Consider the following 18,293-nt stretch of genomic DNA (forward strand, 5'->3'; position numbering starts at 1 on the left):
TGTATTGTATAATTCAACGACAAAAACTCAACAAAACGTTATGATGAAACTAGTGATAGGGGTCATGCTGTTGGCCACGACGGCAATGGCTCAGACAGCACCCAAAGGATCAACAGCCGGATCGGGTTCAACGAAGTCGACAACGGCGAATGCGACCAAACCAAAAGCCATGTCGGCCGCATCCCCACGGTCCAATAAACCCATTCCTCCGCCATCGCAGAAGGATAATCTGGAAAGCAAGAACAGTGCACTTCCTTCCTACAAAAAGGAAAAGGACGCGGGTGTACAGAAGACCCGAAACCGATACGAACCGCGCCGAACCGACTCCGGTGCCCGTAAGGATACGCTGATCCGCCGTCGGAAGACTCAGTAGTGTAGTAGTGTAGTGCCGACCGTCCCGGTCGGATGTGATAGATAACTTAACTGTTTTCACACCCGACCGGGACGGTCGGTATTACACTACTTTTTCTCGCGTTCGGCCTTTCGTTTGGCTCGTTTCGCTTTGCGCTCGGCTTTTCGCTCAGCGCGTTTCTCTTTACGTTCGGCCTTTCGCTCCGCCCGTTTCTCTTTGAAGTCCTCTTTTACACTTTTGAGCGCGTCGCTCAGGGTGATGTTGTTGTCGAATTCTCCTTTAAAAGCCTCGATGTAGGCGTTGCGCAGCACTCCGAAAATAGTTGGCCAGACGAACGTTTCGATGTTATCGACCGTGCCGCTGAGCGGAACCCGGGTGGCTACCTGGTCTTTTTTCTGGTTTTTGAGGATGGCGGTGCCGCCCTGGGCCAGCAGTTCCGTAAAGAAACGCCCTACCGAACGACCTTCGTGCTCATTGAGCTTGAAGATCTGCATGCCTTTGGTGAGGGGCTTGAGGTAGCCGTTCAGCTTGCCATCGAGCATGGCCATTTCACTGTACACACTCACGGTTCCCCGCTCGAAGTCAAGATTGGCGTACTCTTTCGCCAGCGGGTTGAGTTTTACCAGTTGAAGGTCGCTGAACCGGAGGTTATAGTCGAAATCAGGCATCTCTTTCAGCAGATTCATGTTTGCCGAAAAATTCATGGTGCCGCCGTAACCCGGCACATCGCCCGACGCCACAACCGGCGAGGGGAGTTTTTTACCCTCATCCTCCACGTTCCGGATGTTCCGGATTTCGCCCTGTAGCTTCTGAATGGACAGATCGGCGCGGGGCTGCGTAACCAGGCTGGTTAGGTCGACCCGGCCATTGATCACGGCGAACCGGTTGATGCTGATGGGCAGCAGCTTTTTTAAGTAAGCGGTCCAGTCTACGTCGGCCCCGGTCTGGCTGCTGGCCTCGCTTTCGCTGAAGGCAAAGTTCACTTCGGGTTCGTAGCACTCGACTTCACTCACGAGTTTCCCCTTGAAAAGCGACTTCCACTCGACCGACAGATCGGTTTTGGGAATGTAGATAAACGGCTCCTTTATCTTCCCGTTGATTTTTCGAATGCGCAGGCCGTCAATCTGGTAAGCGCCCCGAATGAGCTGAATATCAATATCTTCGACATGGCCGGTATAGCTGCCCATGTCGGCTAAAGTCTTGTTAACGTACCGCAGCACAAAGTAGGGCAGCAACAAACGGGCAATGATCAGCAGAACGACAAGCGCAATGAGAATTTTAGTGGCTCGTTTCAAAACGTTGAGTGGTTGGTTTAACGTTTTGATAAACTCAATTATAGACCTATAAGGTTTTCAAAACCTTATAGGTCTGGTGAACACTTATCTACCGTTCGGGGAGAACTTGCGCCCGTCGAGGGTGGTGTACTTGAAATCGGCGTAGTCCCGGAAGGTCGAGCCGCTAAAATCAGCTTCATCGCGGAATTTGCTGTATTTGAACAGCGCCCCATCCCGGAAGGTGTTGTTGGTAAAAATAGCCCGCTGGCTAAACAGCGAGTATTTGAAAGCCGCATCGTTTTCAAACTGGCAGCCGTCGAAGGTAACGGCTTCGGCGAAATCGGCGTTGTAAACGATGTTGCTCACCTTGATAATCCGCCGGTCCTGGTCTTCTGTCCGGTAGGCCAGTACTTTGCCCGTAAACGTGCAGTTTTTAAACGAAAGAGGCACTTCCACGACGCTCAGAAACTGTTCGGAGTCGCCTTTCCAAAAACCTTCCCGTACTTCTTTTCGATTGGCCAAATTGGTCAGGTCGAGGTCGCCGTTGATGGTGACGTTCTGATACGAGACGCTTTGTTTGCGGTTGATTTGGGCGATAATGTCTTTCGCGTCGATGGTTTTTTGTGCCAGCGCGGGAGCCAGAGCCGTAAAGGCAACTAAAAGTGAGAGGAGAATAGCTTTCATGATTTTTCTGAAGTTTCAGGTGATTTTCAGGAAAGATGCAGGCTGGCAGAGAAAGGTTGCATTTTAAGTCAATAAGTCAAGGGGTCAAGGGGTCAAGGGGTCAATAAGTCAGGGGGTTAAGGAGTGGCTATCGCGAAAGCAACACGTGTGCGACGGCCACTTGCTGACTTACTTATGTGATGTCGGGTTCTTAAACCCGACATGGGAAGGTTTCTCAAAACCTTCTTGCCCCAATGACACGAGGTTTTAAGAATCGCAACCGGTACGCCGGGGCGGGCGAACCGTCCTCGCTTGTCGGGTTTAAGAACCCGACATCACGGAACAGACTTAAGTGAAGCCACTCCCTGACCCCTTGACTCCCTGACTTCTTGACCCCTTGACTTATTGACTTAGGCGAAGCCGCTTCCCCACTGAATTCCTCTATATTTGGCTATCCATCTACACTTGTTAAACGTGACGTATTCTGAGTTTATCACGCGCTGGGAAATCTCCGGCGGGGCCGAACGTGCCAACTACGTTTTATTTCTTCAAGACCTTTGTGACTTGCTCGGCGTTGCCCGGCCCGACCCCACCACCCACGATCCCGCGCAGGATGCCTACGTAACCGAACGGGCCGTCACCTTTCAGGACGGAGCCAAAACCAGCACCGGCCGGATTGACCTCTACAAACGCGGCTGCTTTGTGCTCGAAACCAAGCAGGGCACCGAAAGCCCCGATCAGCAAAAGACCTTTGAACGCGCCGAATTGGGCCTGCCGCCCGAAAAACGACGTAAAGGCCACGCCATTCGCAGAACCGCCAAGTGGGAGCAGATGATGCAGTCGGCCCGGCAGCAGGCCCTCAGCTACGTCCGGGCGCTGCCCGCCGGGGAGCCCCGCCCGCTGTTCGTTGTCGTTGTCGATGTGGGGTACTGCATCGACCTGTACAGCAACTTCGCGGGGGTTGGCGACTCGTTCGTTCCCTTTCCCGATCAAACGCACTACCGCATACTTTTGCCCCGGCTCGCCGAGGAGTCAACGCGCTCGCTGCTCGCGCAACTCTTCACGAACCCCCGCGAACTGGACCCCACCCGCCGAACGGCCCGCGTGACGCGCGAACTGGCGGGTTACCTGGCGGGGGTGTCGAGCCAGCTCGAACGGGCGGGTCACGCCCCCGATCTGGTGGCGCAGTTTCTGATGCGGGCGCTCTTTACGATGTTTGCCGAGGATGTGGGCCTGATTCCCAAAGAGTCGTTTACGGGGATGCTCCGGCAGTACGCGGCTCCCGATCTGCTGGAGTACCTGCCCGACGCGCTGCACAACCTGTGGGAGAAAATGGATACGGGTGGCTTTTCGTCGGAGCTGAAAACCCGGCTCAAACGCTTCAACGGCAAACTCTTTCACGACGCCCGCGCCCTGCCGCTCACGGCCGATCAAAGGACGCTTTTGCTCAAAGCCGCCGAAGCCGACTGGCGCGACGTGGAACCGGCCATTTTCGGCACCCTGCTCGAACGCGCCCTCGATCCGCGCGAACGCCACAGCCTGGGGGCGCATTATACACCCCGGCGCTACGTTGAACGGCTCGTTATGCCAACGGTGATTGAGCCGCTTCGCCGGGAGTGGACCAACGCCCAGGCCGCAGCCGCGCTGCTCCTCGATGCCGGAAACGCCAAAGATGCGCGCGCCGAGCTGATGAAGTTCCTGACCCGGCTCACGAGTATCAAAATTCTCGATCCTGCCTGCGGCTCGGGTAACTTCCTCTACGTAACGCTCGAACATTTGAAGCGACTGGAGGGCGAAGTACTGGCGGCTATCAACTCCTACGGCCAAACGGGTATTCTCAATCTCGGTGGCGGGACAACGGTTAGCCCGCGTCAGTTGCTGGGTCTGGAACTGAATCCCCGCGCGGCAGCCATTGCCGACGTTGTGTTGAAAATCGGCTACCTGCAATGGCACTTGCGCACCAACGGCGATAGCGAACTACGCGAACCGCTATTGGACGAGTACCAGAATATCCATCAGCAGGACGCGGTGTTGCAGCATGGCCCGCCCGTTCCACGTCTGGATGCCAGCGGCCAGCCCGTTACGCGCTGGGATGGGATAACCACCAAACTACACCCGGCAACCGGCCAACCCGTACCCGATGAAACCGCCCGCACAACGGTTTATGACTATCCCAATCCGCAACCCGCCGAATGGCCACAAGCTGATTTCATTGTGGGTAATCCGCCGTTCGTGGGAGATAAAAGAATGCGTGATTTATTAGGCGATGGATATGTTGAAGCATTACGGAAGGCATATAAAGGAAAAATACCTGAATCAGCGGACTTAGTAATGTACTGGTGGTACAATGCTGGAATTATGTTGCAGAGCGTACGTACTGAAAGGTTTGGATTTATTACAACCAATTCAATCTCGATGACATTTAATAGACGGGTCATTCAGGGATTTATTGAAAACGAAATTACGCCTGTTTCTATAACGTTTTGTATTCCTAACCATGCTTGGGTAGACTCAGGAAGTGGGGCATCAGTTAGAATCGCCATGACCTCTGTGGAAAAAGGAAATATTGCTGGTTTGTTATTTTTGGTAAAGTCTGAACAGTATCAAGATGAAGAAGAAGGTTGTGAAATACAAGTTGAACAGGTTGAAGGGAAAATAAACGCAAATCTAACGGTTGGTGCCGACCTAGATTCAGCTAAATCCTTACGATCAAACAGGGGATTGTCGAATGTTGGTGTAGGGCTATATGGTGCTGGTTTTCTTGCTAAATATGAAGAGTTAGAATCTCTTGGCTTCAGTAAGAGAAATGGACTTCGTGAACGAATTCGGCCCTATATGAATGGGAAAGACCTTGTTCAAAAAAGTCGAGGCTTGTTTGCTATTGATATGTATGGACTAAGCCCAGATGAGATAATAAACCTTTATCCAGAAGTATATCACCGTATTTATAACTTGGTTAAGCCTGAACGAGATCAGAATAACAGAACATCAAGGCGAGAAAAATGGTGGATTTTTGGGGAGCCAAATCCGACACTTCGTTCGATGTTAAGAGGGTTAAAACGCTATATTGTGACTACTCAAACTGCGCGTCACAGAATATTTTCTTTTGTGAACGTCGATCTGATACCAGATGCAAAAATAGTAGCAATCGCTTTTGAGGATGCTTATGAATTAGGCATTCTATCAAGTCATGTCCATGAAACGTGGGCCATTGCCAATGGTGGTCGACTTGGGGTCGGTGATGATCCGGTTTATGCAAACTCCCGCTGTTTCGACCCTTTCCCTTTCCCCGACGCGACCCCGGCACAACAGGCCCGTATTCGTGAACTGGCGGAGCAATTGGACGCCCACCGCAAACGGCAACAGGCTGCACACGCTGCCCTGACGCTTACCGATCTGTACAACGTAGTCGAGAAATTGAAAACCGGTGAAGCCCTGACGCCCAAAGAGCAGGCCATCAATCAAATGGGACTGGCGTCGGTCGTGCTGAGTTTGCATCAGCAAATCGACGCGGCCGTTGCCGATGCCTACGGCTGGCCGCACGACTTGCCCGAGAGCGAAATCCTCAACCGCCTGGTTCGGCTCAATCACGAGCGGGCCGCCGAAGAAGCCGCCGGGCATATTCGTTACCTGCGTCCCGAGTACCAGGCACCCGGTCAGCAGCAGATGGGCATTGATCTCGGCGTTACCACAGCGAAGGAAACGCAGCGCGTCGAGTCGGGCGGGCCGCAGGAGTGGCCCAAAGAACTGGCCGGGCAAATGCAGGCCATTCGAACGTTTGTTCAGCAGGCGGGTTTGCCCGTGAGCGTCGCGCAGGTAGCGGCTCAGTTCAAAGGGGCGGGTGTGGTCAAAGTACAGCCGTTGCTCGATACGCTCACGACGCTGTCGCTGCTGCGTCTAACGCCGGAGAATACCTACGCATCGTAGGGTCTGGTGCTTTACCAAAATAGAAGTTAGAATAAACGTTGGCGGCTTTGTCCGGGCCAAGCTCTGGCTTGGCCGTTGGCTAGTTGAAGACTATGGCCAAGCCAGAGCTTGGCCCGGACAAAGCCGATCCCCCGTTGGGCATAGTCACAGACTATGCCCAACGGGGTTAAATGTGGTGTGAGCTCCTTAACCCCAGGATGCATACACTTACTTTTTCTTACAGAAAAGCCCTGTCAGGGGCGGCCTGTCAATAGAAAAGAGAGGGTGAGTTCCCTATAAAGCGCCGTAGGTGCGTCCTGATCAGGTCTTTTAAGGGCGCACCTACGGCGCTTTAAACAAGTCCGAATCTCGACTAACTATTAACAGGCTGCCCGGTCCTTGCGTCGGGATGACAAAAATTGAGCCTCGGCTATTTATAATCCCAAATTCACGTTAAACTTAATGCTGATTTAACGATTTTTGGTAATTTCAAACCAGTACAATAGTCGCTTTTGAGTATACAATTTGATATTTTTGCGATTAATCCGTACACCTAAGTTTGATACTAATGAAAAGCCAATTATTGCTGTTACTCCTTCTCGCTTTTTTGTCAAGTTGCAAACCTGACACGATAGATACCAAGGTAGATGGTAACGGAAAGCCCCTTACGGAAACAATCGTCATAATTGGTTCGTCAACGGCAGAAGGCTGGGGAGCTTCGGATTACAAGTATTCATGGGCGGGAACGCTTAGTCAGCAGTTACCAAATAGTCGCGTCGTTAACCTGGCCAGAGGAGGATACACCAGTTACCACCTTCTGCCAACAAACGCCAGTCGTCCGGCTAACCGGCCTGTTTCAGACACCTTACGCAACATCAATGCTGCTCTTAAGGAAAAGCCCAAAACGTTGATTCTTAGTATATCGTCAAATGATCTTGTTATTGGCTGTAGCGTTGATGAGATCATTGCCAATTTCAATATCATCAGGAGCAGAGCGTTGGCTGCCGGTGTAAATCGCGTGATTGTTACGACGCCTTTACCGCGTACCTTCAGTGCCGACGTTACGGCCAAATTACTGCTTCAACGAGATGCGGTTCTGACAAACTATGGCTTACTCTCTATCAATATTTTCGACCCGTTAGCGGGTCCGGATAACTTAATGAAGCCGGAACTACTAAGTGCCGACGGCATACACCCCAACGATAAGGGGCATGCGGTAATCTTTAAGCTAATTTCAGCTTTTATGCTTTAAGGAATCTAGGAATCTTATCTCGGTTGGGCACAGACTATGCCCAACCACCAAACGCCCCGCCTGGGCTATTTATAATCCCAAATTCACATTAAAATACTAAGTGGCTGTCGCACGAGTTGCTCTCGCGACAGCCACTTACTGGTTTAACGTTTATCACTTAAAACCTTACTCAATCCACATTACTTTATCGTACGCCAGTTCGTAGTCCATTTCTTCGAGCGGGGTAAGCCCGGCGAAGTGGCCGGTTTCGTCGGTTTGGACGGCGTTCCACAGGCCCGATGCATCACGCAGGAGGAGCCGATAGCCGTAGAGGGGGTGCAGGGTGTCGCCATCCGTCCGGTGGTCCCAGCCCGTTTGCAGTTCGATGGCAAAGGCAATGCGGTCCATCACTTCGCTCATCTGCCCCGCCAGACTATCTGCCCCGTCCAGTTCTTCAATCCACAATACCAGTCCATCGGTACCCCAGTCGAAGTGGAGTTCGGCAGGGGTGAGGGTTATAATGGAAGCGTTCATAACGGTTGTTGATTTAGGCACTCATACTCCAGGCCGACGCCATTGTCTGCTCGGGAGCCTGCTCGTCCCGCCATTTGCGGAGCCAGAAGCGGTATTTCTTCCGGCCGTAATCGATAAAGCCCGGAATCGACGTGGCATCAACGGCAAACAGGCGATAAGGACTTTGTTTCATGATGCCAACGAACACAAAGCGAAACTGCTTCGTCGTGCTCCATTCGCGACTGTCGGCATGACGTAGGCTGTCCAGGTAAAAAGCCGCCTGCCGGTCGTAGTCGTAGGTGTAGCAGGATTCCAGAAACTGCGCCTGTGTGCGGGCCGAGGTTGTTTTCAAGTCGATAACAAGCGCATTCCGGCGTTTAGGACTCGTGTACACCATGTCCAGCCGCGCTTTGCAGGCCACGCCCGTTGTTGGCTCGGTCGACAGCACAATCCGTTCCCGCTCCGACAGCCGCAGGTACCGCCGACAAAACGCGTCCTGCCGAATGGTGTGCATCAGGGCGTGTAACTGCTTCTCCTGAGCGGGGGCCAGCGCGTTCAGTTCCGGACGGCCCGCCGGGTCAACCAGATCGGGCAGCAGTTGCGCCAGTACGGTGCCCACCGTTTCGGGTTCGAGCAGGTGCTGGTGAAAAGCCCGGCCAAATGCCTTGGTCTTTTCGGGAATAAACCGGGCCGAGGGTACCGACCAATACCCCAGGTGTTCTTCCTTGAGCCGGGTCAAGTCCGAATTTGATATCCTGGGCAGTGATCGGTACTCATCGCCCGGCGTAAAGAGCGGCTGTTGTGCCGTTGTCAGCAATTGAGAAATCATAGGAGAACAGGGGGAAGTGAAGTTATCCGGCAGCCAGTAAAACGGGCTCATCGACCGGGTTGGCAAAGGGGTTGTAGTAGTTCATGGCCGTTTTGATGTTGGCAATGTCCGTCAGGGTTTCCTGCCGGAAAATTTTAACCGCACCGGCGGACCGCTCCTGCGCAAACTCTTTCAACTCCTTTGTTTTTTCGACATCGCCCATTTTATAGGTAAAGTTGGCGATGTAATACACCCCTTTCGGCTGAATTTTGTTGTTCTCTTTTTTCTCGGCTACGGCCGTGATCACCACATCGGCCAGCGTCAGATCGTCGTAGTAAAGCGGTTCGATGAGCCGGAAAATATTGTCGACCGAGTAGCCGTGAAAGAGCACCGCTGACACACAATTTTTCTCGTCGATGAAGAAAATTTCTGCCCAGTTTTTGGTGCCCATATTCAGGATATTATCCGTAAAAATCCGCCAGGCAATTGGCTGAAAGGTGAGCGTTCGGCCAAGCTTTTCATTCCCGTTAATATTGAAGACACCTTCCTTGGCGTCGAACCGATATTGGCGGGGGTGGCCCTCCAGGTATTTATATCGCCGGGCGACCCCGTTATTCACGACCTCGCCAGTCAATTCCTGACTGTTTTGATTCGGTTTAAGTGAGCTACCGCTTTGAATTGTCTCGATTTGGCTTTTGTTTTGTGTGTTCATTAGTATTTGTTGTTTACTGTTCAAGCAGGGGGCCCATTTTGAGGTCCCTTTTGCCTTTTTAAGGGGTCGTGTTTACTGACTTAAAGTTACACAAAACTGTGTAAAAAACAAGCCCGTTCTATAAGTAATTACGGGCCTCACAGGCCCGCCATTCAGGTCAGTGAAGTTGCACTCACTTATCGTGTAAAAGTTCCCTAAAGGGCCTCTCTTGCGTATTTTTCAGCTTGTTTCCTCGCCTTTGTGGGAACTTTGGCAAAATGTATATCCGTTCCCATTCCAGTCGGGCAACTGGTACGCCAGCCCGGGCACCCGGCCATCCGTTTTTACATAAAAAAGTGTAAGTTATGACCATTCACCTCCGGCTTCAGCAATTAATTGATTCGCTTGGCATCAGCGTTCTTGAATTCGCCAGACAACTCGGCGAACACCGGGGCGAAAAAGTTTATCATATTTTACACGGTCGGTTAAAACCCCGTTACGATACGCTCGAAAAGATTCTGGTGGCCTATCCGCAGGTGAACGGCGACTGGCTGTTGCGGGGCGAAGGGCTGATGTTTAAAGTCCTGAGTTCACCCTCGGCGGCTATCACCACCGAAGAGCGATTGCGCAACATGGAGTTCCTGCTTTTTCAGCTAAACGAACGTCTGTCGCTGCTGCAACAAACCAACGATCAACTGCTGGCGGAGGTTAGGAGGGGAGTGGGTGGAGTAGTGGAGTAGGTGGAGTGGCAAAGTGAAAGAACTTCTAACTACTTCACTGACTCCACCACTCCACTAACTCCAAAACAACCCGCCCCTTTTGCCGGTTATAGGGTAAACTAACACGTAACGTTATGGCAACTACATCACCATTCGACCCGGATAAACTCGACCCTGAATATTATTCAAAAGACCCTAATCAACATGGCGATTCTGACTATGGTCGGGAATCGGAAGGGGTTGGTACAAACCAGATCGGTACGACGTCGGGTATGGATATGGATACCGAAAACAGAAACATGACGCACGACACCCGCGAAGCAAATACGGGCGAAGGCCGGGTAGGCGACCCACGTGGCGAAAGCCTGGGCACGTCGCAGGAATGGGATGTCGACGCCGATGCCATTTCTGAAGCACCTAAAGGACATATGATGAGCGACGAAGCCGCGAAAAAGCTGAGCGAAGTGGCAGAAAATCCTTCCGATGATGCACTTTTTCACCGGTCCGATGCAACGTATCTGGAAGAGGGCGATGATCCAAATAAAGGCTACGATCCGCATAATGTCGGCTATACGGGCAAAGACAAGGAAAGTGTGCAGAAAGACGATGTCAAGTAGGCCGTCAGGACAGGTAACTACTATGCGTGAGCGACCGGCTAATAAACCGGTCGCTTTTTTTATTAGCCTGCGGACGGCGCTTTCTATTTTATGATGCCGATTCTTTCGTAAACTTGTCGTTTAATCTATTAGCCAGCGGAGACAAGCTTCGCTATACTATTTTGCTCATCGAAACCCGTGCCTATGCTCGGGCGGGCCTGCTTGGCAATCCGTCCGATGGATTTTTTGGTAAAACCATTGCGATCACCGTCCGAAATTTTGGCGCGTCTGTAACGCTTTACCCGTCGCCCGAACTACACATCGAACCACAGCCACAGGATACGAACGTATTCCGGAGCCTGCACCACCTGCGCGATTCGGTGAGTATGCTGGGGTATCACGGGGGAGTGCCGCTCCTGAAAGCCGCGGTTAAAAAATTTGCCGAATACTGCGAGTCGGAACACATCCGGCTTCCCAATCAGAATTTTTCGATCCGCTATAATACGTCTATACCCCGGCAGGTGGGGTTATCCGGTTCCAGCGCCATCATCGTGGCTACATTCCGGGCGTTGATGCAGTTTTACAACGTAGAGATTCCACGGCCGATATTGCCCAATCTGGTGCTGGCCACCGAAGCAGAGGAGCTGGGTATTACGGCCGGGTTGCAGGATCGCGTTATTCAGTGTTATGAAGGATGCGTGTACATGGACTTTGAGCGCGAAACCATGGAACGCCAGGGGTACGGTCAGTACGAACCCCTCGACTCCCGGCTTTTGCCAAAACTGTACATTGCCTACAACACCGATCTGGGCAAACAATCCGGACGTGTACACAACGACGTTCGGGCACGCTGGCTCAAAGGCGAACCCATTGTGGTCGACACCATGAACGCTATTGCCGACGTAGCCCGCGAAGGTCGGGAGGCCATGCTGAACCAGGATACCAAATTATTGAATGAGCTGGTAAACCGAAATTTCGATCTGCGGGCTCAGATATATTCCATCAGCGACCGAAACCAGAGTTTAATTGAAACCGCCCGCGCCTGTGGCGCATCGGCATCCTTTACGGGTTCCGGCGGTTCCATCATCGGCCTTTACCGCGACGATGCCATGCTCAACCGGCTCTTTGTCGAACTGAAGAAAATCAATGCCCGAGTTATAAAGCCATATGTAGTGTAGAGACGCAATACGTTGCGTCTCTGGCTGACGCATAGGAGACGCAACGTATTGCGTCTCTACATAAAATTTCATTTATGATCAAGAAAGCCGTTATCCCCGCTGCCGGACTTGGAACCCGGTTTCTGCCCGCCACCAAGGCTCAGCCGAAAGAAATGCTCCCGATTATCGACCGCCCTACCATCCAGTACGTTGTGCAGGAAGCCGTCGATTCGGGTATTGAAGACATTCTCATTATTACGGGTAAAGGCAAGCGGGCCATCGAAGACCACTTCGACCGCAACTACGAGCTCGAAATGCGGCTCGAAGAAAAAGAAGATCAGTTGCTGCTCGACGAGATGCGCCGTTTGTCCGACATGGCGAACCTGCACTACGTACGTCAGCGGGAGCTGAACGGCCTCGGCGACGCCATTCGGTATGCCCGTCACCACGTAGGGAATGAACCCTTTGCCGTGCTCCTTGGCGACACCATCATGGATTCGGTTATTCCGGTTACCCAGCAATTGATCGACACTTTTGCGCAGTTTGGCGGCTCGGTCATTGCCGTGGAAGAAGTCCCTCACGACAAGGTGAACCGGTACGGTATTGTAGGGGGGAAATCGTTGGGCGACCGGATTTTTGAACTCGATACGCTGGTGGAAAAACCCGCCCTTGATGAAGCACCATCGAATCTGGCCATTGCCGGTCGGTACATCCTCACCCCCGAGATTTTCGCGATGCTGGAACAAACGCCGGTTGGAAAAAACAACGAAATTCAACTGACCGATGCCCTGTTGCTGTTGCTGAAGCGGGAGAACTTATACGCACATCGCATTGAAGGCAAACGCCACGACATCGGCAATAAACTCGATTTCCTGAAAACGACCGTCGAGTTCGCCCTCAAGCGCCCCGAATTCGCCGACAAGTTTCGGGCCTTCCTCGAAGAGATTGTGAAGAAGTAAATAAAGGTTTTACAAAAACTGTTCAGAATTTCTCAAGGGCCTGTATTGTAGTAAGTGGTTGGGCGTCCAGGCTACGCCCAACCACTTACTACAATAGTCCTGATTTAAAAATTTTCACCTGACACGAAGCTGAATCGTTGCTTCGTCATCTTCCCCTTTGCTATAGCCATTGCCCGGCGTCGAGTCCGAATCGGCCTCACTTGCGTCCAGCACCTGGGCTTTCAGCGTGCCGCTGCCCGTAGCCTGCCACCTCAGCACCAGCGAAGCCGACTGACCCGCGGCCAGCTGGTTGATGTACCCCTTGTAGACTTGCCCACTCACCCCCACCCAGTTCACCTGGCTAACCGGGGAGGCCGTGCCGTTGGGCAGCACCAGCTCCACAATGACCGAAGCCACCGAGGCACCGCCCCGGTTGCTAACCGTTATGCTGGTGCTGAGGATGTCGGTGGTGGTTAGGGTGAGCTTGTCGACACGCAGGCTCAGACTCAGGTCGGCGGTGTTGGGGTCGGTGGCGGGTTGACTGGTCGAGACGACGGGCAGGGGAAGCTGGTTCGGATTGTCCGAACTGGTAAAGGCTCCCGAGCTGGTGGTGCGTAAGTCGACCATGACGGCATCATCCTGACCATCGCCGGTGCCCGAGTTGGGTTGGCTGTCGGGGTCGGGGGTCAGGCTGGCGGTGATCTGGGCCGCCGTGGCAAAGGTGCCGGGCAGGGTGGGTGTGGCCAGGAAGCTGATGGCGCTTTGGCTGTTGGCGGGGATGGTCCCCAGCGTGGCACTGACCAGGCCATTTGCCGCACTAACACCGGGTGACGAGCTACTCACAAAGGAAAGTCCGGTGGGGAGTAGGCTACTAAGCTGGATGCCCTGGGCGTTATCGGGTCCGGCGTTGGTAGCAGAAAGGGTATAGCTGATTACATCGCCCACCCTGGGGGAGCGGTTGCTGACGGCCATGTTGAGGGCTACATCGGCACTGCCGATACCGACCGAAACGCTGGCCTGCCCCGAGGTGATGCCGGTGCCACAGGCATTGATAACCGATGCCAGTTGGTAGGTGGTGTTGGTGGTGGGCGAAACGGTGATGAAGGCCGGATTCTGGTAGGTAGCTGTTATAGACTGGCCGTTGGCCAGGGAAACCGACCAAGGCGCTGGTCCTGTGAAAGCAACGGGCAGTTTGACCGACTGTCCGGCACTGATGAGGGCGTTGCCGGACAGGGTAGCGGTGGTTGCTTCCCCGATTTTTACCTCGACGGGGTCGGATTCGGCCGAGCAGGAGCCATCCTGGACGACAACGGAATAGATGCCGGATTGAGTGGCGTAGAACTGAAAGTTCCTGGCCCCGTCTATGGGTATGCCGTTACGTTTCCATTGTAGTATACCGTTGTAATAAGTAGCTGTTAGAAGTAAGCTATTGTTAGCGCACAACTGTCGATTTACTGGAGTGGTAATTCGTGGCTTGTCTGTTTGTCCATTGTTTATGTTGACATAAATTTCGTTGGAGAGGCCGGTACAACTGCCATTGGTCACCCGTACGGAATAGTTTCCCGATTGGTTGGGGTAGTAATTCGAATTCGTAGCGGTGCTGATTAGTGCCCCATTTAAATACCACCGGTACTGGTAGCCGTTCAAAGAGTAGTAATCGGGGGCTATACTAATAAAGGAACAGGCTGTTTTTGTGTAATTGTTGGAAGAGAATCTGGGCTGAATTGCATTACTAAAGGTGAGCGATACGGGTAGGGAGGTGGCTGAACAAACGCCCCGGGTTATACGAACAGTATAACTACCAGTTGCCGTTGCCGAATACCCATTGCTTGTTGCCCCTGTTATATCAACCCCATCTTTTTGCCACTGAAAACTGCCGCTAATGAAATTAGTGTATAGATAGCGGGACTCACCGGGGCAGAACGACTTGGTGTTGTAATCGTACTTAATGTCGATAGTAAGGGCGGAAGCATCAGCTATAGTTACCGCATTACTGGTTGTTTGACAAGCACCTTGTTTGAGCACATAATAATAGATACCCGGCTGATCAGCGTAATAACTTGAATTTGTGGTTGCCGGATTCGCTTCATAAAGTAATACACCATTGCGATACCATTTGAGCGAATAACCATTTGCCAGATAAGGAAGCGTTGGATAAATGAAAATCCCCGTGTTTGACGCAGTACAAATAAGGGTGTCGCCGGGTGCGTTTGTATAAGCCTTCGCAAAAAGTGACTGGCCAAATTGGAAATAGGCGGGTGATGAATTGAAAACACAAGTGCCATCGGTGATCTGAGCCGCGTATGAACCCGTTAGATTTGTCGTGTATGAGTAACTGGTTGCGCCGGTAATCGCAACTCCGTTACGTGTCCACTGGAAACTCGCCGTTTCGCCAATGTAATCTGTGGCTATTGTTAGCAGACGGTCAGCGCATTGAGGAGCTAAGCCTGTAGGGGCTAGTATTCCGGCGGAGGTAAATGAATTTATATCTAGTTGATATTGAGAGGTAACCGTACAGTTGCCTTGTTTGGCGGAAACGGTGTAATTGCCCGCTTGCCGGGCAATGTACGTCGAAGCCGTGGCACCGGTTACGAGGTTATTGTTTAAGAACCATTGATAGGAGACGTCGCCAGTTGCTGTATTACCATTCGCCAGGATGGCAAGTAATTTAGCCGAACTACCTGTACAGATAAAGCCATTACCATAATTTGAACCGACTTCTACACGCCGGTCATTCAACGAAACATAGGTCAGATTGCCAATAACCAAAGCTCCGCTCGGGCCGCTCTCTACATCAGGATTTGTCGCAACAACTTTTACCTGATAGTTTGTGCCATAGGGCAGCGCATTAGAACCATTTGGTAAAGTTGCTGTAATTGGACTTGTAGTACTACTTCCAATTTTTCGTGCGTTTGTGAAGCTTCCCATTGCGTCCGATAACCACACCTCAAAGGTATTCCCCGCAGTAAATGCCGGTCCGGCGGTACTGAACGACACTGTAAATGTATTACCTCCACAGAGTGTCATATTCGAGACATTCGTAAGGGTAATGCTGGGGAGGGTATAAGGAATGGCAAAGGCATCGGACGAGAATATTCCCCGCCCATAGGTGGCAGCCGCAACACGTCCGTCTGAGGCTCTATACCGTAATTGATTCACCCGGAATGAGCCCATACCCGTGCTCGTAAATGTCCAGCCGGGGTTTGACGTTGTGATGTCGGTAGTTGACCAAACCCCTAATTCTGTTGCCAGTAGCACCTGCCTGCGATTTTGCGGATTAAACAGCGCAGCCCGGACGGGTACATCGGGAAGGCCGTAGTTCGATTGGTCTTTACCTACCCAGCTTTGCCCGCCATCGTTCGTGTACCAGACCGACTGAACGCCGTAATTGGAGAGTGTGACCAGCAGTTCGTTGTCATTGGAGCCTATATCAATACAGGAAACACTCGTGTATTGAGGAAGTGCCCCATTATCGATATAGGTAACCGAGGGCGTACTTTCACTCAGGTTGCTTATTTTGTATAGTTTGCCCGGATAGCTGCCGGCAAATAAAACGGTTCCGGCTTTATTGAGCTTAACAAAACTGGGGGTGTTCGTCAAACCGGCTAAGGGCAATTGAGTTATGGATACATTGGTACCTATGCCGGTTACTTTTCGAATAAAGTACTGACTTGTTGGGTAATTATAATCAGCCGCATAAAGTGTATTCGTTTGGCTATCATAGTCGGCCCCTCCACTGCTTGTGTTAAGCCCGGTTATGTACTGGGTACTTGTTCCATTATACAGATAGACGCTGCCACTGGTAAGAAATACCTGCGATGAAGGGGTATCGTCATCAATGAAACTAAGCCCCATATCGTAGGAGTTCTGGTAAAAGACAGATCCTGCTGATAGGCCATTGGCCGTTAGTTTAAACGCACCATTGCGGCTGGTTCCCAGTAAGTAAGCACTGCCGGGGCTGGATTTCATGGCAACCGAATTGGTTTCGTTTATCCGATAACCATTGTTTCTGTCCAGAATCGTTGGTTGGGTTAGGCTTACGTCATTCCAGTTTGCCGACCAGAAAACGCCTTTGTCGCTACAAAGTGCCGTCGACTGTATATTTCCCGGTTGGAATACCAATGCATAAAAGTTACCATAGGCGTTAGTGAGTGGGTTACTCCAACTGCTACCCCCATCAACCGTCCGGAACCAGTTATAACCTCCAGCGTAAACTGTGTTTGCATCAGATGGATGAACGACTAAACTCAGCGCATAATAGCCGTTCCCATTTGTAAAATGACTGCCCCAGCTAAAGGTCGGAATTTGTACATCAGTCCAGGTACTACCGCCATTTATGCTCTTCTTGAACCACTTCACATCCTGCCCATAGTTTATGTTGTTATAGCCCCTTGATACGCCATAAATCACCTGACTGGCTCCGCTGGTAGAGGGTGCCAGAGCCAGCTCCGTTTGCTCCCCACCTGCTGAGCCTACGGGTGAAATTTCGATCCATGTCGAACCATCTTTGTCCGTCGATTTGAACACCCGGCTGGGGTTGAAACCAACGTAGAATATGCCATCGGTTGCCCATTCGAGGTCCGTAACCAGATCGTTGTAGTAGTTTCCCGTTGCCCCACCTGTTACGCCGATTCCCTGATTGGGCGCTAATGTGTACTGCCAGGTCGTACCGCCATCCCCTGAGCGTACGAGGCCAAGCCGTGTAGCCGCAAACACTTGTCCATTGCTAGTGACCACAATCCGTTGGATGTACCCAAAACTGTAGCTAAGGGCGGGTGGGTTGCCGCCCGGAATGGTGCTGCTCAGCCGTACCCAGCTCGTACCGCCATTGGTCGTTTTCCAGATTCCTCCCCCCGTTACGTAGCCATAAGCGTCACCGGTTCCGGCATACATTATCTGCGGATTAGATGGGTCGGCGGCAATCGACGTCACGACCATACTCTCCCAGACATCGCTGACGGGCGTCCAGACTGCACTGGCGTCGGTAATGTCGTTGGTGTACCAAAGCCCCCCGGCCAAACTACCCGCCCATACTTTCTTACGCGTCGGGTCGTTGGGGTCGAACAGTAGCGCACGGGTACGGCCCCCCACGTTGCTGGGGCCGCGCTCCTGCCAGGTCATGTTTGGGATGCCGCTTTGGGCAACCGGAGCACCGGTAGCCGTTGTGGATTGGTTGTTGAGCTGCCGCCGGGCTTCGTCGAGTCGTTCGTAAGGAACAGTGCCCGTAGCCGGGTCTATCAGTCGTCGCTGTTCCTCTTCAGCCATTCGCCGGAGGGTATCCTGTTGTGGAGCGGGGCCAGGCTGATTTTGAGCATAACTAAATAAGGGTGAGCTGAGCAGAGCCCAGCTCACCAGAAATCGGCAAAGGGTACGAATAGGCATGGAAGACAGGTTACGGATGTCCTGTCTATGTCTGTATACAGGACATCCCTAATATGAAGCAAT

The 18,293-nt window shown here is 52.2% G+C and carries 13 protein-coding genes; 7 read left to right on the plus strand and 6 right to left on the minus strand.

Going from position 1 to position 18,293, the window contains the following annotated elements; genetic code table 11:
- Window positions 1-40: 40 nt before the first annotated feature.
- The gene (locus CRO74_RS14710; protein ID WP_097126790.1) at window positions 41-373 is read left to right on the plus strand and encodes a hypothetical protein; all 333 of its coding nucleotides are present in this window, start codon (window positions 41-43) and stop codon (window positions 371-373) included.
- A gap of 86 nt (window positions 374-459) precedes the next feature.
- Here CRO74_RS14710 and CRO74_RS14715 read toward each other — a convergent pair whose 3' ends face one another.
- Both CRO74_RS14715 and CRO74_RS14720 read right to left on the minus strand, forming a co-directional pair.
- Window positions 460-1,647 (minus strand): DUF748 domain-containing protein, encoded by a 1,188-nt coding sequence (locus tag CRO74_RS14715; RefSeq protein WP_097126791.1) that lies wholly within the window; start codon window positions 1,645-1,647, stop codon window positions 460-462.
- An 84-nt stretch (window positions 1,648-1,731) separates the two neighbouring features.
- Complete coding sequence (locus CRO74_RS14720; RefSeq protein ID WP_097126792.1) at window positions 1,732-2,310, minus strand: pentapeptide repeat-containing protein; 579 nt, start codon at window positions 2,308-2,310, stop codon at window positions 1,732-1,734.
- A gap of 453 nt (window positions 2,311-2,763) precedes the next feature.
- Here CRO74_RS14720 and CRO74_RS14725 point away from each other — a divergent pair, with 453 nt between their 5' ends.
- Both CRO74_RS14725 and CRO74_RS14730 read left to right on the plus strand, forming a co-directional pair.
- On the plus strand, window positions 2,764-6,216 hold the full coding sequence (locus CRO74_RS14725) for a class I SAM-dependent DNA methyltransferase (RefSeq protein WP_097127113.1): 3,453 nt from the start codon (window positions 2,764-2,766) through the stop codon (window positions 6,214-6,216).
- 547 nt (window positions 6,217-6,763) lie between these two features.
- The gene (locus tag CRO74_RS14730) at window positions 6,764-7,447 is read left to right on the plus strand and encodes an SGNH/GDSL hydrolase family protein (protein WP_097126793.1); all 684 of its coding nucleotides are present in this window, start codon (window positions 6,764-6,766) and stop codon (window positions 7,445-7,447) included.
- A 165-nt stretch (window positions 7,448-7,612) separates the two neighbouring features.
- On the opposite strand, the gene CRO74_RS14735 is transcribed toward CRO74_RS14730, so the two are convergent.
- Genes CRO74_RS14735 through CRO74_RS14745 form a run of 3 tightly spaced genes read right to left on the minus strand, consistent with a single transcriptional unit; the run spans window position 7,613 to window position 9,459 of the window.
- Window positions 7,613-7,960, minus strand: coding sequence for a hypothetical protein (locus tag CRO74_RS14735; RefSeq protein ID WP_097126794.1), 348 nt, complete (start codon window positions 7,958-7,960; stop codon window positions 7,613-7,615).
- Between the two features lie 13 nt (window positions 7,961-7,973).
- The gene (locus CRO74_RS14740) at window positions 7,974-8,768 is read right to left on the minus strand and encodes a PD-(D/E)XK nuclease-like domain-containing protein (protein ID WP_097126795.1); all 795 of its coding nucleotides are present in this window, start codon (window positions 8,766-8,768) and stop codon (window positions 7,974-7,976) included.
- Window positions 8,769-8,790: 22 nt separating this feature from the next.
- A complete protein-coding gene (locus CRO74_RS14745; protein ID WP_097126796.1) occupies window positions 8,791-9,459 on the minus strand; it encodes a hypothetical protein in 669 nt (222 codons plus the stop codon).
- 344 nt (window positions 9,460-9,803) lie between these two features.
- On the opposite strand from CRO74_RS14745, the gene CRO74_RS14750 reads away from it, so the two are divergent.
- From CRO74_RS14750 to galU, 4 genes are all read left to right on the plus strand, one after another.
- The gene (locus CRO74_RS14750) at window positions 9,804-10,178 is read left to right on the plus strand and encodes a transcriptional regulator (protein WP_097126797.1); all 375 of its coding nucleotides are present in this window, start codon (window positions 9,804-9,806) and stop codon (window positions 10,176-10,178) included.
- A 113-nt stretch (window positions 10,179-10,291) separates the two neighbouring features.
- Window positions 10,292-10,774: a hypothetical protein gene (locus CRO74_RS14755; protein WP_097126798.1), complete on the plus strand. Its 483-nt coding sequence runs from the start codon at window positions 10,292-10,294 to the stop codon at window positions 10,772-10,774.
- Between the two features lie 161 nt (window positions 10,775-10,935).
- Window positions 10,936-11,931, plus strand: coding sequence for a mevalonate kinase family protein (locus CRO74_RS14760; RefSeq protein ID WP_097127114.1), 996 nt, complete (start codon window positions 10,936-10,938; stop codon window positions 11,929-11,931).
- Between the two features lie 74 nt (window positions 11,932-12,005).
- A complete protein-coding gene (gene galU / locus CRO74_RS14765) occupies window positions 12,006-12,869 on the plus strand; it encodes a UTP--glucose-1-phosphate uridylyltransferase GalU (RefSeq protein ID WP_097126799.1) in 864 nt (287 codons plus the stop codon).
- Between the two features lie 114 nt (window positions 12,870-12,983).
- Here the strand turns inward: galU and CRO74_RS14770 are convergent, their stop codons facing one another.
- Window positions 12,984-18,230: a DUF11 domain-containing protein gene (locus CRO74_RS14770; protein ID WP_097126800.1), complete on the minus strand. Its 5,247-nt coding sequence runs from the start codon at window positions 18,228-18,230 to the stop codon at window positions 12,984-12,986.
- Between the last annotated feature and the right edge of the window lie 63 nt (window positions 18,231-18,293).

Origin of the sequence: Spirosoma fluviale (assembly GCF_900230225.1) — a bacterium.
In the GTDB taxonomy this organism is placed as follows: Bacteria; Bacteroidota; Bacteroidia; order Cytophagales; family Spirosomataceae; genus Spirosoma; species Spirosoma fluviale.

Bases quoted from the DNA above. Each gene is read 5' to 3' on its own strand.
- CRO74_RS14710 (WP_097126790.1), top strand. From the start codon at position 41: ATGATGAAACTAGTGATAGGGGTCATGCTGTTGGCCACGACGGCAATG.
- CRO74_RS14720 (WP_097126792.1), bottom strand. From the start codon at position 2,310: ATGAAAGCTATTCTCCTCTCACTTTTAGTTGCCTTTACGGCTCTGGCT.
- CRO74_RS14730 (WP_097126793.1), top strand. From the start codon at position 6,764: ATGAAAAGCCAATTATTGCTGTTACTCCTTCTCGCTTTTTTGTCAAGT.
- CRO74_RS14735 (WP_097126794.1), bottom strand. From the start codon at position 7,960: ATGAACGCTTCCATTATAACCCTCACCCCTGCCGAACTCCACTTCGAC.
- CRO74_RS14740 (WP_097126795.1), bottom strand. From the start codon at position 8,768: ATGATTTCTCAATTGCTGACAACGGCACAACAGCCGCTCTTTACGCCG.
- CRO74_RS14745 (WP_097126796.1), bottom strand. From the start codon at position 9,459: ATGAACACACAAAACAAAAGCCAAATCGAGACAATTCAAAGCGGTAGC.
- CRO74_RS14750 (WP_097126797.1), top strand. From the start codon at position 9,804: ATGACCATTCACCTCCGGCTTCAGCAATTAATTGATTCGCTTGGCATC.
- CRO74_RS14755 (WP_097126798.1), top strand. From the start codon at position 10,292: ATGGCAACTACATCACCATTCGACCCGGATAAACTCGACCCTGAATAT.
- galU (WP_097126799.1), top strand. From the start codon at position 12,006: ATGATCAAGAAAGCCGTTATCCCCGCTGCCGGACTTGGAACCCGGTTT.
- CRO74_RS14770 (WP_097126800.1), bottom strand. From the start codon at position 18,230: ATGCCTATTCGTACCCTTTGCCGATTTCTGGTGAGCTGGGCTCTGCTC.